The following is a 25,180-nucleotide window of genomic DNA, read 5'->3' as shown; positions in this document are numbered from 1 at the left end:
CGATGAGTCCCGAACGACTGCGCCAGGCGCGCGTGCTGGTGGTCGGCGACGTGATGCTGGACCGCTACTGGTTCAGCAGCGTGGAGCGCATTTCCCCCGAGGCCCCGGTGCCGGTGGCGCTGGTGCAGCGCGAGCAGGACCGCCTGGGCGGCGCCGCCAACGTGGCGCTGAACGCCGCCATGCTGGGCGCGCAGACCACCCTGCTCAGCGTGGTGGGCAGCGACGACGCCGGGCGCAGGCTGGCCCACCTCGTGGCCGATACCCCGATCCGCAGCGCGCTGCGCCAGGTGCCCGGCCTGCGCACCACCATGAAACTGCGCGTGGTCTCGCGCCAGCAACAGCTGCTGCGCCTGGACTTCGAGTCCACGCCCGACCATGAGGTGCTGCTGGACCTGATGGACCGCTACGCGCAGGAACTGGCCTTCCACGACGTGGTGCTGCTGTCCGACTACGGCAAGGGCGGGCTCAGCCACGTCGAGCGCATGGTGCAGCTCGCCCGCGCGCAGGGGCGCCGCGTGCTGATCGACCCCAAGGGGCGAGACTATTCGCGCTACGCCGGCGCCACGCTGATCACCCCCAACCGCGCCGAATTCGCGCTGGCCACCGGCGGCGAATGGCGCGACGAGGCCGAGCTGGAACAACGAGCGCAGGCCCTGCGCGCGAAACTGAATCTCGAAGCCCTGCTGGTCACCCGCGCCGACGAGGGCATGAGCCTGTTCGGCGAGCACGGTCACCTGCACGTGCCGGCGCAGGCCAAGGAGGTGTACGACGTGTCCGGCGCGGGCGACACGGTGATCGCCACGCTGGCCGTGATGCTCGGCGCCGGCGCCGGGCTCGACGAGGCCGTGCGCACCGCCAACCGCGCCGCGGGAATCGTGGTCGGCAAGCTGGGCACCGCCGCGGTCAGCCCGGCCGAACTATGGCCCGAAGGGGCCTGAGGCGCGCCAGGCGCGCGAAGCATCGAGGAAGCATTCCATCATGTCGCATCGCATCATCGTCACCGGCGCGGCCGGCTTCATCGGCAGCAACATCGTGCGCGGGCTCAACGCCCGCGGCATCACCGACATCATCGCGGTGGACAACCTGACCCAGGCCGACAAGTTCCGCAACCTGGTGGATCTGCGCATCAGCGACTACCTGGACAAGACGGCCTTCTACGAGGCCTTCGCGCAAGGCCGCTTCGGCACCGTCGAGGCGGTGTTCCACGAAGGCGCGTGCTCCGACACCATGCAGCACGACGGCCGCTACATGATGGACAACAACTACGCCGCCAGCCGCATGCTGCTGGAAGCCTGCCTGGAGCGCGGCGCACGCCTGCTCTACGCCTCCAGCGCCGCCACCTACGGCGCCAGCGAGCGCTTCGTGGAACTGCCGGAATACGAGCGGCCGCTGAACGTGTACGGCTACTCCAAGCTGCTGTTCGACCAGCTGGTGCGCCGTCGCCTGCACGGCGCGCGCAGCCAGGTCGCGGGCTTCCGCTATTTCAACGTCTACGGCCCCGGCGAGCAGCACAAGGGCCGCATGGCCTCGGTGGCCTGGCACCACTACAACCAGTTCCGCGAGCACGGGCGCGTGGAACTGTTCGGCGCCTACGGCGGCTACGGGCCCGGCGAGCAGATGCGCGACTTCGTGTTCGTCGACGACGTGGTGGCGGTGAATCTGTGGTTCTTCGACAACCCGCGGCATAGCGGCGTGTTCAACCTGGGCAGCGGACGCGCGCAACCCTTCAACGACATCGCCCACGCGGTGGTCAACTCCCTGCGCGCGCGCGCAGGCCAGGACGCGCTCACGCTGCGCCAGATGGTCGACGAGAAACTGGTGGCCTACATCGACTTCCCCACCGCGCTGCACGGCAAGTACCAGTGCTTCACCCAGGCCGAACTGCACAGCCTGCGCTCGGTGGGCTGCGAGCACGCCTTCGCCGACGTGGCGCGGGGCGTGCGCAGCTACGTGGAGCGCCTGGGCGCGGTCTGAGCCCGGCGCCCGCTACTCGCGCCCCCACAGCCAGGCGGCGCCCCGCACCCCGGAGGAATCGCCGTGGCGCGCGCGCAGCAGGCGCGTGCGCGGCGCCTGCGGGCTGAACACCCAGCCCCCCCAGCGCGCCGGAACCTCGGTGTAGAGCTCCTCCACGTTGCTCAGTCCTCCGCCCAGCACGATGGCGTCGGGATCGAGCAGGTTGATCACCTGCGCCAGCGCGCGCGCCAGGCGGTCGCAGTAGCGCACGAAGGCAGCGCGCGCGGCGGGCTCGCCCGCGCGCATGGCGTGCAGTGCCGCGGCGGCGTCGGGCGCGCCGGCGTCGGCGGCCAGCGCCGGCCCGCACAGCAGGGTCTCGATGCAGCCGCGCTGGCCGCACCAGCAGCGCGGCCCCGGCAGTTCGCCCCAGGCCGGCGCCATGCGCGGCCAGGGCAGCGAGTTGTGGCTCCATTCACCGGCCAGGCCGTTGTGGCCGTCCAGCACCCGCGAACCGCAGGCCACCGCGCCGCCCACGCCGGTGCCCAGGATCACCGCGAACACCACCTCGCAGCCGGCCGCCGCGCCGTCGGGGGCGATCTCGCTCAGCGCCAGCGCGTTGGCGTCGTTGCGCAAGCGCACCGGGCGCTGCAGCAAGGCCTCGAGATCGGCGTGCAGCGCGCGCCCGTTGAGCACCACCGAGTTGGCGTTGCGGATGCGCCGGTCCACCGGCGACTCCGAGCCGGGAATGGCCACGCCCAGCGCCCGCTCGCAGGGCCGCGCCGGACCGAGCTCGCGCTCCACGTCGGCCACGCACTCGGCGATGGTGCGCAGCGTGCCGGCGTAGTCGCCCTGCGGCGTGGCGCGGCGCCGGCGCAGCTCGATGGTGCCGTCGCCGCGCAGCGCGGCGCACTCGATCTTGGTGCCGCCCAGGTCCACCCCCAGGCGCAGCCTGGAGCTCATGCCGGATCCCCCTGCGCGGGCGGCGGCTCCAGCAGGCGCAGCAGCGCCTGCTCGTCCAGCAGTTCCACGCCCAGCTGGCGGGCCTGTTCCAGCTTGCTGCCGGCCTCCTCGCCGACCACCACGTAGCGGGTCTTGCGCGACACCGAGCCGCTGACCTTGCCGCCGGCGGCCTCGATGCGCTGGCGCGCCTGCTCGCGGCTGAGCGTGGGCAGCGTGCCGGTGAGCACGAAGGTGCTGCCGGCAAGGTGGCGCGACACCGGCTGGCCGGCGCTCTCGTCCCAGTGCACGCCGGCAGCCAGCAGTTGCTGCACGACCTCGCGGTTGTGCTGCTGCGCGAAAAAGGTGTGGATGCTGGCCGCCACCACGGGGCCGATGTCGCTGACCTGCTCCAGGCGCTCGACGTCGGCGTCCAGCAGCGCCTGCAGACCCCCGAAATGCCGCGCCAGTTCCTTCGCCGTGGCCTCGCCCACGTGGCGGATGCCCAGCGCGTAGATGAAGCGCGCCAGCGTGGTGCGCAGGCTGGCGCGGATGGCGCGCACCAGGTTGTCGGCGCTCTTGTCGGCCATGCGCGGCAGCTCGGCCAGCTGTTCGGCGCGCAGCGCGTACACGTCGGGCAGCGCGCGCACCAGGCCGCCGTCCACCAGTTGCTCCACCAGCTTGTCGCCCAGGCCCTCGATGTCCATGGCCAGGCGGCTGGCGAAATGCAGCAGCGCCTGCTTGCGCTGCGCCGAGCAGTACAGCCCGCCGCTGCAGCGCCAGTCCACCTCGTCCGGCTCGCGCACGATCTGCGAGCCGCACACCGGGCAGGCGCCGTGCAGCAAGGCCTGCAGGTCGAAGGCCTCGGTGCCGGGCGGTCGCCGCTCGGCCACCACGCCGACGATCTCGGGAATCACGTCGCCGGCGCGGCGCACGATCACCGTGTCGCCCACCCGCACGTCCTTGCGCCGCGCCTCGTCCTCGTTGTGCAGCGTGGCGTTGGTCACGGTCACGCCGCCGACGAACACCGGCTCCAGGCGGGCCACCGGCGTGAGCTTGCCCGTGCGCCCCACCTGCACCTCGATGGCCAGCAGGCGCGTGCTGCGCTCCTGCGCGGGGTACTTGTGCGCCACCGCCCACACCGGCTCGCGGTTGCGGAAGCCCAGTTCGGCCTGCAGGGCCAGGCTGTCGACCTTGTACACCACGCCGTCGATGTCGAAGGGAAGCGAATCCCGCTCGCCGAGCACGCGCGCGTGGAAGTCCACCAGCAGTTGCGCCCCCGCCCCGTGCACCCGCTGCGAGGCCACCGGCAGGCCCATCGCGGCGAAGGCGTCGAGCATCGCGTGTTGCGAATCGGGGCGCTCCGGCCAGCCCGCGATCTCCCCCCAGCCGTAGGCGTAGAAGGACAGCGGGCGCTGCGCGGCCAGGCGCGGATCGAGCTGGCGGATGCTGCCGGCCGCGCCGTTGCGCGGATTGACCAGAGCCGCCAGCCCCTTCGCGCGCTGCGACTCGTTGTAGCGCAGGAAGTCGGCGCGCTTCATCAGCACCTCGCCGCGCACCTCCAACACCTCGGGCAGCGCCCGACCGCCGCCGTCCAGGCGCAGCGGCAGATTGCGGATGGTGCGCACGTTGAGGGTCACGTCCTCGCCGGTCTCGCCGTCGCCGCGCGTGGCGCCCTGCACCAGCACGCCGCGCTCGTAGCGCACGCTCAGCGCCAGGCCGTCGAACTTGAGCTCGGCCTGATAGGGCAGCGGCGGCGCGTCCGCATCCAGCCCCAGGCGGTTGCGCAGGCGCTGGTCGAAGGCCAGCGCGCCCTGCGGCGTGGTGTCGGTCTCGGTGCGGATGGACAGCATCGGCACGCGGTGTCGCACCGGGGTGAACTCGGGCAACGCGACGCCTCCCACGCGCTGGGTCGGCGAGTCCGCGCTGCGCAGGCCGGGCCATTGCTCCTCGAGGCGCTGCAGTTCGCGGAACAGGGCGTCGTAGTCGGCATCGGGAATCAGCGGCGCGTCCAGCAAGTAGTAGGCGCGGTCGTAGCGCGCGATGTCCTCGCGCAGGCGCTGCACGCGCGCGGCCGCGTCGGCCGGCGCTGCGGGAATCGGGGCTTCGGTCATGGAACTCGGGGCGCGCGCGGCGCGCACGGGTCGGCGTTCAGGCGAACAGGCGCTGCGCGGCCGGCGTTCCGGCACCCAGGCCGCGGGCTTCGAGCGAGGCATAGAGCTGCTGCAACTGCAACTCGATCTGGTCCAGCGCGGCCGGCGACAGCGGCGCGCCGTTGTCGTCCACCTGGCGCGCGCCCAGCGCCTGCGCCAACTGGCGCGCCGCCTCGCGCATGCGCGCGAAGGGGCGCAGCCCCGGCGCCACCTGCGGCACGTCCAGCAGCAGCGTGGCGCGCGCTACCGGCATCGCCGGGTCGTCGGCCAGCTCCGCATGGGCGTCGAACTGCAGTTGCACCACCGCGTAGCGCCGCGGCTCGCCCTGCCCCTCGGCGTCCTCGGCGTAGCTCTCGACCAGGGCCATGCGCCCGGCCGCCAGATGGGTCGTGAAGCCGCAGCCCTGCGCCTGCTGGCGCAGGAAGTCCAGCCCCCAGGCCACGCCCTGGGCCTGCAGGTTGATGGACAACTGCGCGTCGTTGCCGGCGGCGAAGCCGTCGAGTTCGCGCGCCTGTTCCAGCACCTCGGCCATGTCGGGCAGGTCGGGCGCCACGCCCAGCGCCTCGCCCAGCGCGTGGCACTTGGTGACGAATTCGGAGTATTCGATGGCGTTCAGCGCGCCGCTGCGGCTGGCCATCTGCACGGCCGCCTGCAGTTCGGCATAGCGCTCGCCCGGCTGCAGACTCTCCCACACCCCGCTGTGCGCATTGCGCCCCTCGAACAGCAGGGGCTTGGTGCCGGCGCGCGCGGTGCGCGGCAGGCGCTGCTGCAGCGCCTCGCCGGGCACCGGCTGCTCGAACACGAAACAGGCGATGGCGTCGATCAGCGGATCGATGCGCGGCGCGGTGGCGCGCGGGCGAGCCGCTTCGGCGGTGGGCTCGGGCGGCGCATCCGCGCCGCTCGCCTGGGCTTCGTCGTCCAGCCCGGGTTCCACGCGGTCCTGCGGCGCGGTGACGGCAAAGGTCTCGCCCCCGCCGGGTTCCCCGCGCTCGACGCGGTCGTCGCGCTCGACCCGCGCGCGCCGCCTGCGCAGTTGCCAGGACTGCCAGCCGTTGAAGCCCAGCACCGCGGCGATGATCACCACTCCGACCACGGCCAGCGCTTCCTGCAGGGGACCCATGGATATGCCTTCCTCTCGATACGGTTGGGGGGCTGCGACGAGCTTGCCTGTGCCGGGCTCAGGCCGCGACCATGCGCGAGGCGGAGTCCATGTCCACCGCCACCAGGCGCGAGACGCCCTGTTCCTGCATGGTCACGCCCACCAATTGCTCGGCCATCGCCATCGCAATCTTATTGTGCGAGATGAACAGGAACTGGGTGGCGTCGGACATGGTCTCCACCAGGCGCGCGAAACGTTCGGTGTTGGCGTCGTCCAGCGGCGCGTCCACCTCGTCCAGGATACAGAACGGCGCGGGATTGAGGTGGAAAATGCCGAACACCAGCGCGATGGCCACCAGCGCCTTCTCCCCGCCGGACAGCAGGTGGATGGTGCTGTTGCGCTTGCCGGGGGGCTGGGCCATCACCTGCACGCCGGCGTCCAGGATTTCCTCGCCGGTCATGATCAGGCGCGCCGAGCCGCCGCCGAAGAGTTCCGGGAACAGGCGCCCGAAATGCTTGTTGACCTCGTCGAAGGTCTGGCGCAGCTGGGTGCGGGTCTCGGCGTCGATGCGCCGGATCGCATCCTCCAGGGTGTTCGCCGCCTGTTCCAGGTCGGCGTTCTGCGCATCCAGGAATCCCTTGCGCTCGCGCGACTGCTGCAACTCGTCCAGCGCGGCCAGGTTCACCGCGCCCAGCGCGGCGATCTCGCGCTGCAGGCGCTGGGCGTCGCGCGCCAGTTGCTCGGGCGCCAGGTCGCTGCGCGCCTCCAGCTCCTGCTGCAGCGCGGCCAGGTCCACCTGCGCCTCGGCCAGTTGCTGCTCGAACTGCTGCGCCTGCAGCCGTGCCTCCTGCTCGTCGAGCTGGCGCTGGCCGATGGCCGCGCGCAGCGGCTCCAGCTCGCGCTCCAGCAGCACGCGCTGCTCTTCGGTGGCGCGCACCCTGGCGCTGAGCTCGTCGTGCTCGGCGCGCCGGGCTTGCAGCCGTTGCTGCGCCTGCTCGCGCGCCTCCAGCGCCTCCTGCAGTCCGGCGCGGGCGCTTTCGTCGTGCAGGCGTTCGAGTTCTTCCTCGGCCGCGCGCAGGCGTTCCTGCGCGGCGTCGATCTGCTGCTGCGCGGTGGCGTCCATGCGCTGCGCGTCGGCCATGCGCTGCTGCAGGCTGCGCACCGCGTAGGCGCTCTCCGCCTGCTCCTGCTCCAGGTTGCGCAGCGTGGCCCGCGCCTGCGCCAGTTCGGACTGCTCGCGCAGCGCCACGGTATCCAGGTCGGCATGCTGCTGCTGGCTGTTGCCCAGCTCGGCGTCGAGCTGCTCGAAGCGCGCCTCGCTCTCGGCCAGCTGGATCTGCAATTCCTCCTCCTGCGCGGCGGCCTCGGCCAGGTCCGCGTCCAGGCGTTCGGCGCGGGCGCTGGATTCCTGCTGCTGCTGTTGCAGCTTCAGGCGATCCACCTGCACGCCGTGGGCCTGTTGGGTGAGCGATTGCAGGTCGCGCGTGACCTGGGACAGCTGCTCTTGCGCGCGCGCGAACTCGGCCTCGGCCAGCGCCGCGGCGTCCTGCGCCTGTCCGGCCAGCAATTGCTGCGCGCGCTGCTGGCGCTCCAGGTTGTCGATCTCCTGCGCCCGCGCCAGCAGGCCGGCCTGCTCGCTGTCGGCGGCGTACAGGCTGACGCTGTGGCGCGCCACCATGTGGCCCTCGGGCGTCGCCAGCACGGCTCCCGGCGGCAGGCTGTCGCGACGCTGCAGCGCCTGGGCCAGCGAATCGGCCGTGTACACCGCGGCCAGCCAGTCCTCCAGCACCGCGCGCAGCCCGGGGTCGCCCACGCGAAGCAGCGCGGCCAGCGGGCGCAGGCCCGCCGGGGCGGCGGGCGGCACGGCGCCCTGCGGCGGCGAGAAAAAGCTCAGCTTGGCCGGCGGCGGGTCGGCCGCCAGCGCGCCGGCACCGTCCAGCGCGCGCAGCTCCAGCGCCGCCAGGCGCTCGCGCAGCGCCGCCTCCAGCGCGTCCTCCCAGCCCGGCTCGACCTGAATGCGACTCCACAGCCGCGCCATGGATTCCAGCCCATGACGAGCCAGCCAGGGCTGCAGGCGCCCTTCGGTCATGACCTTTTCCTGCAAGGCCTTGAGCGCCTGCATGCGCGCGGTGGTGGCGGTCAGCGTGGCCGCAGCCTGCTGCGCCTGATGCTGCGCCTGCTGCCGCTCGGCCTGCAGGCGCGGGGCGCGTTGCTGGCCTTCGTCGACCTCGGCCTGCGCGCGCTCGCAGGCCGTGCTCAGCGCCGCATGCTGCTGGTCGAGCTCGGCCAGGCGCGCCAGGTCGGGCGCGGCCAGCTGCCGGCGCTCGGCCTGCAGGCGCTGCATGCGCTGCTCCACCGCCTGGCGCTGCTGGCCCAGGTTGCGCTGGCGCTCGGCCTCGGCCTGCAGGCGCTGCTGCGCCGCCGCCGCCTGCGCACGGAATTCGGCTGCGCGCATCTGCGCGTCGGCCAGGCGCGCCTCCAGCGCGGGAATCAGCTCGCCCTGCTCCTCCACGCGCGCCGCCGCCTGCTGCTGGGACTGCTCGGCGGTCTCGATCTCGATGGCGGCGGTCTCGGCATCGGCGCGCGCCTGCTGCTGGCGCTGCTGCCACTGGCCGAGTTGATCCCGCAGCTCGGCGTGGCCGCGCTGCGCGCGTTCGCGCGCCTCCACGACGTAGCGGATCTCCGCCTCCAGGCGCGCCACCTCGGCCTGCGCGGCATACAACTCGGCCTGCGCGCCGTTGAGGGTCTCGGCCGAGGCGTACTGCGCCTGGCGCAACTGTTCCAGCTCGGCCTCGGCGGCGCGCAGGCGCGCAGTGTGCTGCTCCAGCTCCAGCTGGGCGCGGCCGCCCTGCTCGCGCAGGCGCCCCTGGCGCTGCTCGGCCTCGCGCAGGCGCAGCAGCCACAACGCGTGCTGGCTGAACTGGCTTTGCTGCTGCAACTCGTTGTAGCGCTGCGCCACCGCCGCCTGCTGCTCGAGCTTGTCCAGTTGGCCGCCGAGCTCGCGCAGGATGTCGTGCACCCGCAGCAGGTTCTCGCGCGTGCCGTGCAGCCGGTTCTCGGTCTCGCGGCGGCGTTCCTTGTACTTGGACACACCGGCCGCCTCTTCCAGCATCACCCGCAGTTCCTCGGGACGCGACTCGATGATGCGGCTGATCGTGCCCTGGCCGATGATCGCGTAGGAGCGCGAGCCCAGCCCGGTGCCGAGGAAGATGTCCTGCACGTCGCGCCGGCGCACCGGCTGGTTGTTGATGAAATAGCTCGACCCGCCGTCACGCGTGAGCACGCGCTTGACAGCGATTTCCGTGTACTGCCCGAAACTGCCGCTGACCCGGTGGTCGCTGTTGTCGAACACCAGTTCCACGCTGCAGCGCCCGGCCGGCTTGCGCGTGCCCGAGCCGTTGAAGATCACGTCCAGCATCGAATCGCCGCGCAGCTCGGAGGCGCGCGATTCGCCCAGCACCCAGCGCACGGCGTCGATGATGTTGGATTTTCCGCAGCCGTTGGGCCCCACCACGCCCACGCGCTGCCCCGGCAGGTTGAACGCCGCCGGCTCGGCGAAAGACTTGAACCCGGCGAGCTTGATGGTGGACAGTCGCACGTTGCTGAAACTCGCTTAAATATCGGATTTCAAACAAAAAATATGCGGCGTGGGCCGCGTCCGGCATGATAGCACCCGCGCCGCGGCGCCCAGGGCCCGTGGCCGGCGACTGCGCCTGGCGGCCCGCTGCCGGATAATGCGCGTTTTCCCGATGTCCGCCCGATTTCCAGGGTCCCGCAGCCATGAATTCCAAGAGCCCCAAGAGTCCCAAGAGTCCGAAGGCCGCCGCCGGCGCCGAGCGCGCACCGTCTGTCGTCACCCAGCCCGCCAAGACCCTGCAGACCTTCCCGAACCCGGCCCCCGGGCGCGACTATCACATCCACATGCAGGTGCCCGAGTTCACCTGCCTGTGCCCGCTGACCGGCCAGCCCGACTTCGCGCGCATCGACCTGGACATGATCCCCGACCGCGCCTGCATCGAGCTCAAGAGCCTGAAGCTGTACATGTGGAGCTACCGCAACGAAGGCGCGTTCCACGAGAAGGTGACCAACACCATCCTGGACGACATCGTGAAGGCCATCGCGCCGCGCTACCTGCGCGTGACCGCGCAGTGGTACGTGCGGGGCGGCATCTACACCAACGTGGTGGTGGAACACCGCAAGCGCGGCTGGAAGCAGGCCTCCACGGTGGACCTGAGCCGCTTCGCCACCGCCCAGCCCGCGCTGCCGCACTCCGGCTGAGGCCGGCTGGCGCGCGCGGGACGCAGCCGCCGCCCCCGCACGTCGGGGCGCGGCGCCTAGGCGCTGCGCACCAGCAGCACGGCCTGGCCGCTGCTCACGGCGATGCTGCCTTGCGGGCCGGGGGCCACGCCATAGGGAGCGCCCAGCGCGGCCGGCAGCGGGCCCGGCGCGGCGAGTTCGCCGCCCTGGGTGCCGGCCACGGTGCGCAGCACTCCGTCGCCGCCCAGGGCGCGCAGTTCCAGGTTGCCGGCATCGGCGATGTAGAGCACGCCGGCGGCGTCGAAGGCGATCTGCTGCGGCCTGCGCAACTGCGCGCGCGGCCCCGGCCCGTCGAGGTCGCCGGGCTGGCCGGGCATTCCCGCCACCGTGCTCACCTCGCCCTTCGGGCTGATGCGCCGGATGTCGTGGTTGAAGTATTCGCTGACGTAGACGCTGCCGTCGCCGTGCACGGCGACGCCCACCGGGGTGTTGAACAGGGCGTGGCGTGCCGGTCCGTCGCGGTGCTCGTTGATGCCCGGCGTGCCCGCTACCGTGGACACCAGCCCGTCGCGCCCGACGCGGCGGATGGTGTGGTTGTAGGCGTCGGCCACCAGCAGGTCGCCGCTGCGCGGATCCACCGCGATCCCCACCGGGTGATTGAAACGGGCCTGCGCCCCGGGGCCGTCCGCATAGCCGGGCAACTGGTCGGCGCCGGCCAGCAGGCTCACGGTGCCGTCACGCAGCAGGCGCAGGGTGTTGGCGTAGGAGTCGGCCACGTAGATGCTGCCGTCGGCTCCCACGGCCAGCGCGTCGGGGCCGACGAAGCCGGCCTGGGCGGCGGGCCCCTCCACGGTCTTGCGCAATTCCGGCACCCCTGCCAGGCTGCTCACCCTGCCGTCCGCGCCGATGCGGCGCACCGTGGCGTTGGCGGCGTCGGCCACCAGCACACCGCCGTGGGGGTCGGCGCACAGGCCGCGCGGGTCGAAAAAGCGCGCGGCCGCGCCCAGCCCGTCCACATGCCCGTGCTGGCGCAGGTCGCCCGCCCACAGGCTCAGGCTGCCTGCCTGCTCCGCCCGCGCCGACGACGACCAGGCTGAAGCGCCGAAAGCGGCGACGGTGCAGGCGGCTTGCAGGAACTGGCGGCGGCGCAGACTCATAGGAGTTTTACTTGCGTAAATGCGAATTCGCGCATATTACGCCGCATCCCCACCGCGTTCCCACAGCCCGCGGATGCCCGCGACGCCCGCGGCGCCCGCCTCGAGCGCCAGCGCCAGATGCCCCGCGCGGAGCCCGCCCAGCGCGTACACCGGCAGCCGTGTCCCGCGGCAGAGCTCGCCCAGCCGAGCCCATCCCAGGCCCGGCGCGCCCGGATGGCTGATCGTGGGCAGGACCGGCGAGACGGTGGCGAAATCGGCGCGCAGGGCCGCAGCCGCCTCCAGTTGCGCCGCATCGTGGCAGGAGGCCGACACCAGCAGGCCCGCCGGCCTGCCCAGGCAGGCCTCGCGCCAGTCCGGCTGCGCCAGCAGGCGCGACGGCAGCTGCAGCCCCTGCGCGCCCAGTTCGCACGCGCAGCGCATGCGCTGCGCAGCGTCGGCGCCAGGCAGCCCGCCAGCCCCGAGCAGCAGCGGCGCGCCGCGTTCGAGGCAGATCTCCCGCACCCCGTCGGCCAGCCGGCGCCAACGGGCGGGCTCCAGGCCCTGGGCACGGAACTGCACCAGCAGCGAGCCCGGCTCGCGGCCCTGCAGGCTGGCGCGCAGCGCCTGCAGGAAGGCCGCATCCGCTCCCTCGGGCTGGGGGGTGATCAGGTACAGCGCGGGCCCTGCGCCGCGGGCGGCGCTGGAGCCGCAGGCGTGCGGGCCGGTGGAGCTCAATCAGGCCCCGCGGCGGTCGACCAGCGCCCGCGCGATGGTGCCCAGGTCCACATATTCGAGTTCGGCGCCGGAGGGCACGCCGCGCGCGAGTCGGGTGATGCGCAGGTCCAGCGGCCGCAGGGTCTCGGCGATCACATGCGCGGTGGCCTCGCCCTCGTTGGTGAAGTTGGTGGCCAGGATGATCTCCTCCACCCCATCCCCGCGCAGGCGCTGCACCAGCCGGTCCAGCCCGATGTCCTTCGGCCCCATCCCGTCCAGCGGACTGAGCCGGCCCATGAGCACGAAGTACAGGCCCCGGTAGCTCATCGACTGCTCCACCGCAGCCTGGTCGGCGGGGGTCTCGACGATGCACAGCAGGCGCCTGTCGCGGCGCGTGTCGGAACAGGTGGCGCAGACCTCCGACTCGGTGTAGGTGTTGCACAGGGTGCAGCGGCGCACCGCCAGCAGCGCGCGCTGCAGCGACAGCTGCAGCGCCTCGGCCGCTTCGCGGTCGTGCTGCAGCAGGTGATAGGCCATGCGCGCGGCCGTCTTCGGCCCCACGCCGGGCAAGGCGCGCAGCGCCTCCACCAGCGCGTCCAGCGCCGGGACCTGCGTCGGGGCCTGCGCATGATTCACGGGCTGCTCCGCTTGGGCTCGAAGCTCAGAACGGCAGCTTCATGCCGGGGGGCAGCGGCATGCCGGCGGTCGCCGCGGCCATCTTTTCCTGCGCCGTGGCCTCGGCGCGGCGCAGCCCGTCGTTGAAGGCGGCTGCCACCAGATCCTCCAGCATGTCGCGGTCCTCGCCGAGCAGGCTGGGGTCGATGGCGACCCGCCGCACCTCGTGCTTGCAGCTCATCAGCACCTTCACCAGGCCGGCGCCGGACTGGCCCTCGACCTCGATGCGCCCGAGTTCCTCCTGCACGCGCTTGATGTTGTCCTGCATGGCCTGGGCCTGCTTCATCAGGCCCGAGAGTTGTCCCTTGTTGAACATGAAAGCTCCTGAGTGCGAAATCGTCGTTGCGGCGCGGTGCGCCGCGAAATGCCGCCCCGGAATACCGGGACGGCGCCATGGACATCAGGCGTCCACCGGGCGCACCGAGCCGGGCACGATCTGCGCCCCCAACTCGTCGACCAGTTGACGCACCAGCGGGTCGGCCGCGATGGCCTGTTCGGCTTCCTGCTGGCGCTGCGCGCGCAGCGCCGCGGCGCGCAGGTGCGCGGTGTCGCGCACCGCGCCCACCTCCACGCGCAGCACCACCGAGCGGCCGAATCGCTCGCTCAGCGCCGCCTGCACGCGCTCCAGCGCGCCGGCGCGCGTGTACTGCTCGCTGGGCACGCGCAGCACCCAGGCGCCGTCCCGCGCGCCCACCCACTCGCTTTGCAGCGCCAGGCTGCGCGCCAGCGCCACCAGCGGCAGCTCGCGCGCCAGCGCGGGCCAGTCATCGATCTCGCCGCCGAGCTCGCCGTCGGTCTGGCCGCCGGCAGGCACGATCTCCGCGCCCCGGGGCTGCGCGCCGGGCCCGCCCGCGTCCTGCACCGCGGTGGGCTCGGGGCCCTCGGGCGCAGGCTCGGGTTCCGGGTCGGCGAGGGCCTCGGCCTCGGGCTGCACGGCCGGCGCCGCGTCGGGCGCGGACCTGCGCACCGGCGCGGCCTCGGCCTGGCGCGGCACCGCGCCGTCCTGGGCGCCGGACAGCCGGCGCGGCGCGGGCTCGCCGGGATTCGCGCGCGGCGCCGCACGCTCGATGGCGTCCAGCGCGCGCGCCGCCGGCGCCGTGGCCACCGGCGCGAAGGACAGCAGGCGCAGCAGCACCATGCTGAAGCCGCACAGCGGATCGGGCGCCAGGCCCAGTTCGCCGCGGCCCTGCAGCACCATGCTGTAGGTCAGTTGCAGGCTCTCCGGGGACAGCGCGGCCGCCAGTTCACGCAGCGCGGCGGCGTCGGGATCGTGCTCGTCCAGGCTCTGCGGCAGCACCTGCAGCACGGCCAGGCGCTGCAGCAGCGCGGCCAGGTCCTCCAGCGCCTGCGGCAGCGACAGCGCGCGCTGGTCCATGGTCTCGGCCAGTTCCAGCAGCGCCTGCGCGTCGCCGCGCGCGAGCGCGCGCAGCAGGTCGAACAGATAGCCGGAATCGACGGCGCCCAGCATCTGGCGCACGCCCTCGGCGCTGACCCGCCCGGCATCGAAGGCGATGGCCTGGTCGGCCAGCGAAAGCGCATCGCGCATCGAGCCGCGGGCCGCGCGGCCCAGCGCCTGCAGCGCCGCGGCCTCGAAGTCCACGCCCTCGGCCCGCAGCACCTGTTGCAGATGGGAGGCCACCGCCGCCGGCGGCACCGACTTCAGCGCGAACTGCAGGCAGCGGCTGAGCACCGTCACCGGCACCTTCTGCGGATCGGTGGTGGCGAGCACGAACATCACCTGCTGCGGAGGCTCCTCGAGCGTCTTCAGCATGGCGTTGAACGCGTGGTTGGACAGCATGTGCACTTCGTCGATCATGTAGACCTTGAAGCGCCCCGCCGTGGGCTTGTAGACGGCCTGCTCGAGCAGACGCGTCATATCGTCCACGCCCCGGTTGGAAGCGGCGTCCAGTTCGATGTAGTCGACGAAGCGCCCGGCGTCGATCTCCATGCAGGAGGGGCACACACCGCAGGGTTCGGAAGTGATGTCACCCTGCCCATCGGGCCCGGTGCAGTTCAGCGACTTGGCCAGGATGCGCGCGAGGGTGGTCTTGCCCACGCCTCGCGTGCCGGTGAACAGATAGGCGTGATGCAGGCGCCGCCGCTGCAGCGCGTGGGTCAGCGCACGCACCACGTGATCCTGTCCGACCAGGGTGGCGAAGGTCTTGGGGCGCCACTTGCGCGCAAGCACGGTACTCGACATGGGAGGGATTGTAAGGGGCCCCCGGCGCACGCAACCGCGCGCCGTGCTTACAATAGACCCTGACGGGCCGCCCCGCATTGCGGCGCGGTGAACCTGGTCAGGCCGGGAACGGAGCAGCCACAGCCGTTTCCCGCAAGTGCCGGGGGTACGGCTCGTCACCCCCATTCCCTTCCATGGCCTTCGCCGGTGGAAGCGCCGCGATGCGGCGCTCGCCGCGCGAAACCCGGATTCCGGATTCGGAGTTAAATAGAGGCTGTGCGGAACGCCGATTCGCCCCGCGCCGTGGCGGGCGGAATCGTGCTGAGACCTGGAACCTTCATGAGCGATCTGATCAAACACACCACCGATGCGTCCTTCGAGCAGGACGTGCTGAAGTCGTCGACCCCCGTGCTCATCGACTACTGGGCGGAATGGTGCGGCCCCTGCCGCATGGTGGCGCCGATCCTGGACGAGATCGCCGGCGAATACCAGGGCCGCCTGCAGATCATGAAAGTCAATGTCGACGAAAACCGCAACGTGCCCGCCAAGTACGGCATTCGCGGCATTCCCACGCTGATGCTGTTCAAGGGCGGCGAGGTCGCGGCCACCAAGGTGGGCGCTCTGTCCAAGTCGCAACTGACCTCCTTCCTCGACGCGAATATATAATCCGCCGCAAGGCCTGGATTCCGGCGGGGCTGGACCCTGCCGGCGCCTGGCCTGCGGAGCCCGAGCCCGGCGCGGCCTGCTGCGCGGCCTGTCCGCCGAGCACGCCCTGCGGAATCGGGTGCGCAACCCGGCCGCGCCATGCGCGACCCGCCAGACGCGGGCCGGAACCCCACAACACCGATGACGCCGGAGCGGTGGCCCATGCACGACATGGCGCGCGAACCGGCAGTGCACCCGAAGCGAACAACCTCCGCTTTGCGTGCGGCCCGCAAGCCGCATCCCCCCCTTCTCCCGATCGCCCGTCCCTCCCGGATCCGCACGCCGCGCCTTGAAGCGCATGCGGCGCGATCCCCGGAACCCCGCAGCCGATTTCCGTTCGCGCTCCTCGTCTTTCTCGCCAAACCCCCGCCATGCACCTGTCCGAACTCAAAGCGATGCACGTCTCCCAGTTGCTCGAGATGGCAACCGCCCTGGAGATCGAAAACGCGAGCCGCCTGCGCAAGCAGGAGTTGATGTTCGCGATCCTCAAGCGCCGGGCGCGTACCGGCGAGCAGGTGTTCGGTGACGGTGTGATGGAAGTGCTGCCCGACGGTTTCGGCTTCCTGCGTGCCCCGGAATCGAATTACCTGGGCTCGCCCGACGACATCTACATCTCGCCCAGCCAGATCCGGCGCTTCAACCTGCACACCGGGGATTCGATCGAGGGCGAGGTGCGCGTGCCCAAGGACGGGGAGCGCTATTTCGCGCTGGTCAAGGTCGACCGCGTGAACGGCGTGACGCCGGAGGAGAACAAGAACAAGATCATGTTCGAGAACCTGACTCCGTTGTTTCCGACGGAGCATCTGAAACTCGAACGGGATATTCGCGCCGAGGAAAACATCATCGGCCGCGTGATCGACATGATCGCCCCCATCGGCAAGGGCCAGCGCGGCCTGCTGGTGGCGCCGCCGAAGAGCGGCAAGACCGTGATGCTGCAGTCGATCGCCCACGCGATCACCGCCAACCACCCCGAGGTGGTGCTGATCGTGCTGCTGATCGACGAGCGCCCCGAGGAGGTCACGGAGATGCAGCGCTCGGTCAAGGGCGAGGTGGTGAGTTCCACCTTCGACGAGCCGGCGCTGCGTCACGTGCAGGTCGCCGAGATGGTGATCGAGAAGGCCAAGCGCCTGGTCGAGCTGAAAAAGGACGTGGTCATCCTGCTCGACTCCATCACCCGCCTGGCGCGCGCCTACAACACCGTGGTGCCGGCCTCCGGCAAGGTGCTCACCGGCGGCGTGGACGCCAACGCGCTGCAGCGCCCGAAGCGATTCTTCGGCGCCGCGCGCAACATCGAGGAAGGCGGCTCGCTGACCATCATCGGCAGCGCGCTGACCGACACCGGCAGCCGCATGGACGAGGTGATCTACGAGGAGTTCAAGGGCACCGGCAACATGGAGATCCACCTCGACCGGCGCCTGGCGGAAAAGCGGGTCTACCCGGCGATCCTGCTCAACCGTTCGGGAACCCGGCGCGAGGAACTGCTGCTCAAGTCCGACATCCTGCAAAAGGCGTGGATCCTGCGCAAGCTGCTCTACCCGATGGACGAGATCGAGGCGATGGAGTTCCTGCTCGAGAAGATGAAGCAGACCAAGAGCAATGCCGAGTTCTTCGATCTCATGCGGCGCGGTGGATGAGGCGGGACCAGCGGATGTGCCTGCGCACATCCGCGCGCCCGCCGAATCCGAGCGGCCTGCGAGCCGCGAGGTGGAGAAGCCACTCCGTTCGTGCGATAATGCTCGTCTTTGGCTAAGTACAGCGACCGCGCTCGGTGACTGCCTCGCACGGTTGCGCTGCGGCTGGCCGCATTTTCCGGAAAAACACCATGAAACCTGGCATCCACCCCGAATACCGCGACGTGTGCTTCGTGGACCTGTCCAACGGCTCCAAGTTCGTCATCCCGTCGACCGCCGCCACGCGCGAAACGGTGAAGATGGACGACGGCCGCGAGCTCCCGCTGTTCAAGCTGGACACCTCGTCCGAGTCGCACCCGTTCTACACCGGCACCCAGAAGAGCATCGACTCGCTGGGCGGCCGCGTCGACAAGTTCCGCCAGAAGTTCGCTCGCGCGGCAGCGGCCGGCAGCAAGAAGTGAGGGTCCGCGGGACCGGCTCCGGCCGGCCCGCCCCCCCGCGGAATCCGACGGGCAGCCTGGCTGCCCGTTTTGTTTGGCCGATCGACCCTCGCCGCCCGACCCGATGAACTCTCGCGCAGAGACCTCGCGCACGCCGGCCCCCCGCCCGGTGGTGAGCAGCGAAAGCGTGGCGCGCCTGCCGCGCTGGCCGCTGTGGCTGCTGTGCGCGGCCTACGTGTTGCCTGGTTTCATCGGCCGCGACCCCTGGACCGGTGACGGCCAGACCTTCGGCGTGGCCTGGCAGATCGCCACCGGGCACTCGGGCTGGCTGCAGCCCACCCTGTGGGGCCACGGCATCGGCGGCGGCTGGATCGCCTACTGGCTGGGCGCGCTGGCGCTGAAGGCCTTCAAGGGCTGGTTCGGCGCGCCCGCGGCCTCGCGCCTGCCCTTCATGCTGCTGCTGGCCGCCTGCCTGGCGCAGGTCTGGCATGCGGCCTACCAGCTCGCGCTGCGCGATGAGGCCCAGCCCGTGCAGCCGGCCTTCGGCGAACCCATCGCGCGCAAGGACTACGCCCGCGCCATGGCCGACGGCGCGCTGCTGAGCCTGCTGGCCTGCCTGGGCCTGCTGGTGCGCGGCCACGAGACCACGCCGGCGCTGGTGCAACTGGCCGGGGCCGGCAGCCTGCTGCTGGGCCTGGCGCTGCTGCCCACGCGCCGCCTGCGGGCCTGCCTGGCGCTGGCCGCGGGGCTGCTGGCGCTGGCGTTGTGCGGCGCGCCGTGGCTGGCGCTGTCCGCCGCGCTGCTGATCGCGGTGCTGCTGCCGGCGCCGGCGCTGCGCGGAAGCCGCGCGGCAGCCGCGCTCACCCTGGCGCTGTGCATCGCCGCCTGCGCCGCCGTGCTGTGGCATGTGCACGGTGCCACCGAGGCTCGCCTGCCCACGATGCGCTCGGCCTCGCACCTGCTGGGCGTGCTCGCCTGGTTCCTGTGGCCGGCCTGGCCGCTGGCGGCCTGGGCGGTCTGGCGCTGGCGCGCCTCGCTGGGCGCCTGGCATGTGCTGGCCCCGGTGGCGCTGGGCACGCTGTGCCTGTTCTCCGCCTTCCTGAGCACTTCGGGCAGCGCACCGCTGCTGCTGGTGCTGCCGGCGGCCGCCGTGCTGGCTTCGCTGGCGCTTCCCGTGATGCGCCGCGGCAGCCTGGCCGCGCTGGACTGGTTCGCGCTGATGTTCTTCAGCCTGCTCGCCTTCGTCGTGTGGCTGCTGTGGATCGCGCTGCTCACCGGCGAGCCGGCCCACCCGGCCGCCAACATTGCCCGCTTGGCCCCAGGCTTCCATGCCCAACTGCAGTTGCTGCCCACCTTGCTGGCCATGCTGGCCACCGCGGCCTGGGCGGCGGTGGCCTCCTGGCGCGCCGGACGCCACCGGCATCCGATCTGGAAAGGCATGGTGCTGTCGGCCGGCGGCGTGACCCTGGTATGGGCGCTGGTCGCCACGCTGTGGCTGCCGGTGCTCGACTACGCCAGCAGCTACCGCTCGCTGGGCGAGCAGGTGCGCATGGCGCTGCAGGAGCACGGCGCGGGGCCGACGCCTCGCGTGCAGACCCTGGGACTCAACCCTTCGCAGCAGGGCCTGCTGGGCTACTGGAGCGACGCCCGCTTCCTGCCGGGCGCCTGGCCCGAGTCTTGGCGCGCGCCCTACGTGCTGACCCTCACCCGTGGGGACTACCTGCCGTGGCCGGTGCGCGGCCAGGTCCTGTGGACCGGGCACCGCCCCGGCGAGAACGACGAACTGCTGCGCCTGTGGCGCCGCGATGACACCCGGCGATGAGCCGCGGCGCTGATCCGCGCGGCCCGCTGCGCGAGCTGCTGCGCCTGGCCGGCGCCGTGTTGGCGGGCCAGCTGGCGGTGGTGGGCTTCGGCGTGGCCGACACCGTCATGCTCGGCCGCGGCGGCGACACCCTGGGCCTGGCCACGCTGGCGCTGGGCCAGGCCGTGTACATGACCACCTACCTGGCCCTCGACGGCGTCACGCAGGCGCTGCTGCCCGCGCTGGGCCGCGAGGCGGGTGCCGCGCGCCTCGGGGGCGTCGCCGGCGTGTTCCGTCAGGGGCTGTGGCTGGCGGGCATGCTCGCGCTGCTGGGCTGCCTGCTGCTGCTGTGGCCGCAGCCCCTGCTGCGCCTGACCGGCCACCGCGGCGCGGCGCTGCCCGTGGAGTACCTGCGCGTGCTGGCGCTGGGCCTGCCGGCCGCCATGCTCTACCGCATTCATGTCGCACTGGGCCAGTCCATCGGGCGGCCGATGCTGGTGACCGTGCAGCAGGCGCTGGGCCTGGGCTGCAAGCTGCTGCTCAACGCGCTGCTGGTGGCGCCCGCGGCGCTGGGCCTGCACGGCCTGGCCGGCCACGGTGTGCTGGGCTGCGCGGCGGCTACCACCCTCACCCAGTGGCTGTTGCTGGCCGGCGCCTGGCGCCAGCATGGGCGCGACCCGGCGCTGCGCACCTTGCGCGCGCTGGGGCATTTCGATCCGCCGCAGGCGCGCCAGTTGCTCGCCCTGCTGCGCCTGGGGCTGCCCATCGGCGCGACGGTGCTGGTGGACGTGTCTTCCTTCACCGGCATGGCGCTGTTCATCGCGCGCACCGGTACCGTGCAGCTGGCCGCGCACCAGGTGGCCATCAGCGTGGCCACGGTGATGTACATGCTGCCGCTGTCCATGTCCATCGCCACCGGTTCGCTGGTGGCGCGCCAGCTCGGCGCATCCCGCGCGCAGGGCGCGGTGCACGCGGCCTGGAGCGGCGTGGCCGCCGCCGTGGGGGTATCGGCGGCAGCGGCGCTGGCGCTGTTGCTGCTGCGCGGGCACATCGCCGTGTGGTACAGCAGCGACCCCCGCGTGGCGGCGGTGGCCATGCATCTGCTCGCGCTGGTGGCGGCCTACCAGGTCTTCGACGCCTTGCAGGCCTGCAGCGCCTTCGCCTTGCGCTCGTGGCACGTGGCCGCGCTGCCCGGCGCCTTGTACGCGCTGGCCTTGTGGGGCGTGGGCCTGGCCGGAGGCTGCGTGCTGGGGCTGGGCCTCGGCGGGCTGAGCCCGCCGGCGCTTCGCGGAGCCGCGGGCTTCTGGGCCGCCTACTGCGCGGGCCTGGCGCTGGCCGCGGCGGGCATCGGCACCCTGCTGCTGCGGGTCACGCGGCGCCAGCTGGTGTCGGCCCGGGCGGCGGCCCGGGCGGCGACCTGAGCGCCCGCCGAGGTCCCGCGCGGCAAGCCCAGGGCAGGCGGCCCGCGCGGCGTCTCAGGCCTGCAGCCCCTGCATGCGCTGCTCCAGATCCAGCCACTCCAGCTCGCAGTCCTCGATGTCCTGCAGCAACTGCTTGAGCTCGCGACCGGCCTCGGCGCGCTCGGCCGGGCTCGGCGTGGCGGCCGCCAGGGCCTGCTCGAGCTGGCCGCGGCGTGCTTCCATCTGGTCCAGGCGGCGTTGCGCGGCGGCCTGCGCCTGGCGCAGCGGTGCGAGCGCTCGGTCGCGCTCGGCGCGCTGGCGCGCCGAGGCCTTGCGCTGTTCGCGCCGGTTCTCCGGCCCGGCCTGCGCGCCCTCGCCCGCTTCCGGCGCCCCTTCGCGCCCCGGCTCCTGCGCCGCATCCCGGCCCGCGCCTGCGCGCGCCGCCTCGCGCGCGCGCTCCAGCACCCAGCGCTGGTAGTCGTCCAGGTCGCCGTCGAAGGCGCGCACGCCGCCGTCGGCCACCAGCCAGTACTCGTCGCACACCGCGCGCAGCAGCGCGCGGTCGTGCGAGACCAGCAGCATGGCGCCGCCGAACTCCTGCAGGGCGAAGCTCAGCGCCTCGCGGGTGGGCAGATCCAGGTGATTGGTCGGCTCGTCCAGCAGCAGCACGTTCGGGCGCTGCCATACCAGCAGCGCCAGCAGCAGGCGCGCGCGCTCGCCGCCGGACATGGTGCCCACAGGCTGCGCCGCCAGCTCGCCGCTGAACTGGAAGCGGCCCAGCCAGTCGCGCCAGTCCTGGGTGGTGCCCGGGCGCTCGCTCGCCTGGGCCTGGCGCTGCAGGTGCTGCATCGCCGTCTCGTCCGGGCGCAGCACGTCCATTTCCTGTTGCGCGAAATAGCCCAGCACCACGCCCTCGCCCGCATGCAGGCTGCCGCCCAGCGGCTCGAGCACCCCGGCCAGGGTCTTCACCAGCGTGGACTTGCCCTGACCGTTGGCGCCCAGCACGCCGATGCGCGCACCGGCCAGCACGTCGAGCTCGACCCCGCGCAGCACCGGCTTCGCCGGCCCGAAGCCGCAGTCCAGGCCGCGCGCGCGCAGCAACTGCTGGGGCTGGCGCTGCGGCTGCAGGAACTCGAACTGCACGGGGTGGCTGAGCACCACCGGCGCCAGCAGCTGCATGCGCTCCAGCGCCTTCAGCCGGCTTTGCGCCTGGCGCGCCTTGGTGGCCTTGGCGCGGAAACGCTCGACAAAGGAGTTCAGGCGCGCGATGTCCGCCTGCTGGCGCGTGTAGGCCTGCGCCTGCTGCGTCAGCGCCTGCGCGCGCCGCTGCTCGAAGGCCGTGTAGCCCCCGGCGTAGCGGCTCAGGCGCCCCTGCTCCAGGTGCACGGTGACGCGGGTCGCGGCGTCCAGGAACTCGCGGTCGTGGGAGATCACCAGCAAGGTGCCGGGGTAGCGCGACAGCCAACTCTCCAGCCACACCAGCGCGTCCAGGTCGAGGTGGTTGGTGGGCTCGTCCAGCAGCATGCAGTCGCTAGGCTGGAACAGGGCCTGCGCCAGCGCCAGGCGCATGCGCCAGCCGCCGGAGAAACTGCGCACCGGCTGGCGCAGCGCCTGCTGCCCGAAGCCCAGGCCCAGCAGCAGCGCCTCGGCACGCGCGCGGGCGCTGTAGGCCTGCGCCAGCTCCAGCGCCTCGGCGGCGGCGGCGATGCGCTGCGCATCGCCGTCGTGCTCGGCCTCGCGGCTGGCGCGCAGCGCCTCCTGCAGCGCCGTGTCGCCACGGCAGACGAACTCGGCCGCCTCGCAGTCCTCGTCCGGCACCTGCTGCGCCACCGAGGCCACCCGCCAGTGGGCGGGGAATTCCAGGGCGCCGCCGTCCTCGATCAGCTGGCCCAGCAGCAGCGCGAACAGCGAGGACTTGCCGGCGCCGTTGGCCCCCACCAGGCCCAGCTTCTCGCCGGGCTGCACGGTCAGCTCGGCCTGGTCCAGCACCTCCTTCGCGCCGCGGCGCAGGCTCAGGCCTTGCAGGCGGATCATGCGAGTGCTTCCAGCGCGGCGGCCTCGACCAGGAACACCGCGTCCTCGCCGGCGCTGACCGGCAGCCAATGCACCGGCAGGCGCTCGAAGGCCGCCTCGAAATGCGCGCGCTCGTGGCCGATCTCCACCACCATGACGCCCTGCGGCCGCAGGCGCTCACGCGCATCGCGCAGCAAGCGGCGCACCAGGTCCATGCCGTCGTCGCCGCCGGCCAGCGCCAGGCGCGGCTCGTGCAGGAATTCGCGCGGCAGCGCGCGCATCGAGGCCTCGTTCACGTAGGGAGGATTGCACAGCACGAGGTCGAAGCGCAGGCCCGGCTCGAAGGCCGCGAACAGGTCCGAGCGCATCAGGCGCACGCGAGCGCCCAGGCCGTGCAGTTCCACGTTGGCGCGCGCCAGCTCCAGCGCCGGCTCGGAGAGGTCGCAGGCCGTCACCCCGGCACCGGGCCAGCGCTGCCCGGCCAGGATGGCCAGGCTGCCCCCGCCGGTGCAGATGTCGGCGATGCGCGCGGGCTCGGTGCGCAGCCAGGGCTCGAGCCCCTGGTCCAGCAACTCGGCGATCAGGGAACGCGGCACGATGGCGCGCTCGTCGGCCAGGAAGCGCTGGCCGTGCAGCCAGGCCTCGCCCAGCAGGTAGGCCAACGGTCGGCGCGTGCCCAGGCGCTGTTCCAGCAGCGCTTGCAGGCGCCGCAGCGCGGCCTCGGGCACGACGCGGCGCTGCAGCGCCGGCAGGCGCGCGAAACTCTCCAGCAGCGGCCAGCCCAGGCTGTGCACCAGCATCCACGCGGCCTCCTGGTCCGCGTCCTCGGTGCCCTGGCCGTAGCTCAGCCCGGCATCCGACAGGCGCCGCGCGGTGTCGCGCCAGACCTGCGAGAAACGCGGCCCGGGCATCAGAGCGCCAGCGCCTCGAGGGTGCGGCGGTACACGCCGGCCAACGGTTCCAGGAAGCGCAATTCGATGTGCTCGTCGATCTGGTGGATGCTGGCGTTGGGCGGGCCGAACTCCACCACCTGCTCGCAGACCTTGGCGATGAAGCGCGCATCCGAGGTGCCGCCGGTGGTGGACAACTCGGCGCGCGCCCCGGTTTCCTCGGCGATGGCCTCGACCAGCGCGCGCGAGAGCTCGCCGGGGCGGGTCAGGAAGGGCTCGGCGCCCAGGGTCCACTCCAGGGTGTGCGCCACGCCGTGGCGCTGCAGCACCTCGGCCACGCGTCGTTGCAGCGCGGGCGCGGGCGAGGCCGGGCTGAAGCGGAAATTGAACATCAGCTCCATGTCGCCTGGGATCACGTTGCTGGCGCCGGTACCGGCATGGATGTTGGAGATCTGCCAGGTGGTGGGCGGGAAATGCTCGTCGCCCTGGTCCCAGACGGTCGCGGCCAGCTCGGCCAGCGCCGGCGCCGCCAGGTGCACCGGGTTGCGCGCCAGCTGCGGGTAGGCCACGTGGCCCTGCACGCCATGCACGGTGAGCCTGCCCGACAGCGAGCCGCGGCGCCCGTTCTTGATCACGTCGCCCAGCATGGCCGTGCTGGTGGGCTCACCGACGATGCACCAGTCCAGGCGCTGGCCGCGGCGGCGCAGCTCCTCGCAGACCTTGACCGTGCCATCGCGCGCCGGGCCTTCCTCGTCGCTGGTGAGCAGGAAGGCGATGGAGATGCGCGGCTCCGGATGCGCGCGCAGGAACTGCTCGACCGCCACCACCATCGCCGCCAGGGAACTTTTCATGTCGGCCGCGCCGCGGCCGTACAGGCGCCCATCGCGCAGGCTGGGCTCGAAGGGATCGCTGCTCCAGGCCTGCAGGGGCCCGGTGGGCACCACGTCGGTATGCCCGGCGAATACCAGCACCGGGGAGCGGGCGCCGGCGCTGCCCTCGCGCAGCGCCCAAAGGTTGTCCACCCGCCAGTCCTCGGGGCCGCTGCTCAGGGTCTCGCAGGCGAAACCGCAGGCGCGCAGGCGCTCGGCCAGCAGCGCCTGGCAGCCGGCGTCGGCCGGGCTCACCGAGGGGCGGCGGATGAGTTCGCGGACCAGGTCCAGCGTGGGGGTGTCGCTCGTGGAAGTCATCGGGGCAAGGT

At 72.4% G+C, this 25,180-nt stretch carries 20 protein-coding genes and 1 other RNA gene; 9 read left to right on the top strand and 12 right to left on the bottom strand.

The window, feature by feature from the left end; all coding sequences use genetic code 11:
- Window positions 1-2: 2 nt before the first annotated feature.
- On the top strand, window positions 3-938 hold the full coding sequence (gene rfaE1, locus D466_RS20515) for a D-glycero-beta-D-manno-heptose-7-phosphate kinase (protein WP_018912478.1): 936 nt from the start codon (window positions 3-5) through the stop codon (window positions 936-938).
- A 40-nt stretch (window positions 939-978) separates the two neighbouring features.
- A complete protein-coding gene (gene rfaD / locus D466_RS0104300) occupies window positions 979-1,974 on the top strand; it encodes an ADP-glyceromanno-heptose 6-epimerase (protein ID WP_018912477.1) in 996 nt (331 codons plus the stop codon).
- A 12-nt stretch (window positions 1,975-1,986) separates the two neighbouring features.
- Here the strand turns inward: rfaD and D466_RS0104295 are convergent, their stop codons facing one another.
- Genes D466_RS0104295 through smc form a run of 4 tightly spaced genes read right to left on the bottom strand, consistent with a single transcriptional unit; the run spans window position 1,987 to window position 9,739 of the window.
- Window positions 1,987-2,913, bottom strand: a complete 927-nt coding sequence (locus D466_RS0104295) for an ROK family protein (protein ID WP_018912476.1) — start codon at window positions 2,911-2,913, stop codon at window positions 1,987-1,989.
- Window positions 2,910-5,003, bottom strand: a complete 2,094-nt coding sequence (gene ligA, locus D466_RS0104290) for an NAD-dependent DNA ligase LigA (protein ID WP_026284870.1) — start codon at window positions 5,001-5,003, stop codon at window positions 2,910-2,912. The genes D466_RS0104295 and ligA overlap by 4 nt, the downstream gene beginning before the upstream one ends.
- Window positions 5,004-5,040: 37 nt before the next feature.
- Window positions 5,041-6,162, bottom strand: coding sequence for a cell division protein ZipA C-terminal FtsZ-binding domain-containing protein (locus D466_RS0104285; RefSeq protein WP_018912474.1), 1,122 nt, complete (start codon window positions 6,160-6,162; stop codon window positions 5,041-5,043).
- A gap of 58 nt (window positions 6,163-6,220) precedes the next feature.
- Window positions 6,221-9,739, bottom strand: coding sequence for a chromosome segregation protein SMC (gene smc / locus D466_RS0104280; protein WP_018912473.1), 3,519 nt, complete (start codon window positions 9,737-9,739; stop codon window positions 6,221-6,223).
- 182 nt (window positions 9,740-9,921) lie between these two features.
- Between smc and queF the strand changes: the two genes are divergently transcribed.
- Window positions 9,922-10,419, top strand: coding sequence for a preQ(1) synthase (queF, locus tag D466_RS0104275; protein WP_018912472.1), 498 nt, complete (start codon window positions 9,922-9,924; stop codon window positions 10,417-10,419).
- A 56-nt stretch (window positions 10,420-10,475) separates the two neighbouring features.
- Here queF and D466_RS0104270 read toward each other — a convergent pair whose 3' ends face one another.
- The 5 genes from D466_RS0104270 to dnaX form a co-directional block, all read right to left on the bottom strand.
- On the bottom strand, window positions 10,476-11,555 hold the full coding sequence (locus tag D466_RS0104270) for a hypothetical protein (RefSeq protein ID WP_018912471.1): 1,080 nt from the start codon (window positions 11,553-11,555) through the stop codon (window positions 10,476-10,478).
- A gap of 36 nt (window positions 11,556-11,591) precedes the next feature.
- Window positions 11,592-12,269 carry a thiamine phosphate synthase gene (locus D466_RS0104265; protein WP_018912470.1) on the bottom strand — a complete coding sequence of 226 codons (678 nt, stop codon included), beginning with the start codon at window positions 12,267-12,269 and terminating at the stop codon, window positions 11,592-11,594.
- Entirely contained in the window at window positions 12,270-12,884 is a 615-nt protein-coding gene (gene recR, locus D466_RS0104260; RefSeq protein WP_018912469.1) for a recombination mediator RecR, read from the bottom strand.
- A gap of 25 nt (window positions 12,885-12,909) precedes the next feature.
- The gene (locus tag D466_RS0104255) at window positions 12,910-13,239 is read right to left on the bottom strand and encodes a YbaB/EbfC family nucleoid-associated protein (RefSeq protein WP_018912468.1); all 330 of its coding nucleotides are present in this window, start codon (window positions 13,237-13,239) and stop codon (window positions 12,910-12,912) included.
- Between the two features lie 84 nt (window positions 13,240-13,323).
- Entirely contained in the window at window positions 13,324-15,123 is a 1,800-nt protein-coding gene (gene dnaX / locus D466_RS0104250; RefSeq protein ID WP_018912467.1) for a DNA polymerase III subunit gamma/tau, read from the bottom strand.
- A 61-nt stretch (window positions 15,124-15,184) separates the two neighbouring features.
- Between dnaX and ffs the strand changes: the two genes are divergently transcribed.
- The 6 genes from ffs (at window position 15,185) to D466_RS0104225 (ending at window position 21,100) form a co-directional block, all read left to right on the top strand.
- Window positions 15,185-15,283: signal recognition particle sRNA small type (ffs, locus tag D466_RS23120), an RNA gene on the top strand.
- Window positions 15,284-15,441: 158 nt separating this feature from the next.
- Window positions 15,442-15,768, top strand: coding sequence for a thioredoxin TrxA (trxA, locus tag D466_RS0104245; protein ID WP_018912466.1), 327 nt, complete (start codon window positions 15,442-15,444; stop codon window positions 15,766-15,768).
- Window positions 15,769-16,178: 410 nt separating this feature from the next.
- A complete protein-coding gene (gene rho / locus D466_RS0104240) occupies window positions 16,179-17,441 on the top strand; it encodes a transcription termination factor Rho (protein ID WP_018912465.1) in 1,263 nt (420 codons plus the stop codon).
- 188 nt (window positions 17,442-17,629) lie between these two features.
- Window positions 17,630-17,899, top strand: a complete 270-nt coding sequence (locus D466_RS0104235; RefSeq protein WP_018912464.1) for a type B 50S ribosomal protein L31 — start codon at window positions 17,630-17,632, stop codon at window positions 17,897-17,899.
- A 103-nt stretch (window positions 17,900-18,002) separates the two neighbouring features.
- Entirely contained in the window at window positions 18,003-19,700 is a 1,698-nt protein-coding gene (locus D466_RS0104230) for a hypothetical protein (protein ID WP_018912463.1), read from the top strand.
- Window positions 19,697-21,100 (top strand): MATE family efflux transporter, encoded by a 1,404-nt coding sequence (locus D466_RS0104225; protein WP_018912462.1) that lies wholly within the window; start codon window positions 19,697-19,699, stop codon window positions 21,098-21,100. The genes D466_RS0104230 and D466_RS0104225 overlap by 4 nt, the downstream gene beginning before the upstream one ends.
- Window positions 21,101-21,154: 54 nt before the next feature.
- Here D466_RS0104225 and D466_RS0104220 read toward each other — a convergent pair whose 3' ends face one another.
- Genes D466_RS0104220 through dapE form a run of 3 tightly spaced genes read right to left on the bottom strand, consistent with a single transcriptional unit; the run spans window position 21,155 to window position 25,169 of the window.
- A complete protein-coding gene (locus D466_RS0104220) occupies window positions 21,155-23,113 on the bottom strand; it encodes an ABC-F family ATP-binding cassette domain-containing protein (RefSeq protein WP_018912461.1) in 1,959 nt (652 codons plus the stop codon).
- The gene (prmB, locus tag D466_RS0104215) at window positions 23,110-24,003 is read right to left on the bottom strand and encodes a 50S ribosomal protein L3 N(5)-glutamine methyltransferase (protein WP_018912460.1); all 894 of its coding nucleotides are present in this window, start codon (window positions 24,001-24,003) and stop codon (window positions 23,110-23,112) included. The genes D466_RS0104220 and prmB overlap by 4 nt, the downstream gene beginning before the upstream one ends.
- Window positions 24,003-25,169 (bottom strand): succinyl-diaminopimelate desuccinylase, encoded by a 1,167-nt coding sequence (gene dapE / locus D466_RS0104210; RefSeq protein WP_018912459.1) that lies wholly within the window; start codon window positions 25,167-25,169, stop codon window positions 24,003-24,005. The genes prmB and dapE overlap by 1 nt, the downstream gene beginning before the upstream one ends.
- Window positions 25,170-25,180 lie beyond the last annotated feature (11 nt).

Source organism: Thiomonas sp. FB-6 (assembly GCF_000377645.1).
Lineage (GTDB): Bacteria > Pseudomonadota > Gammaproteobacteria > Burkholderiales > Burkholderiaceae_C > Thiomonas_A.
Note: the sequence above shows the minus strand (reverse complement) of the source record. Positions and strands in the feature narration are given on the sequence as shown.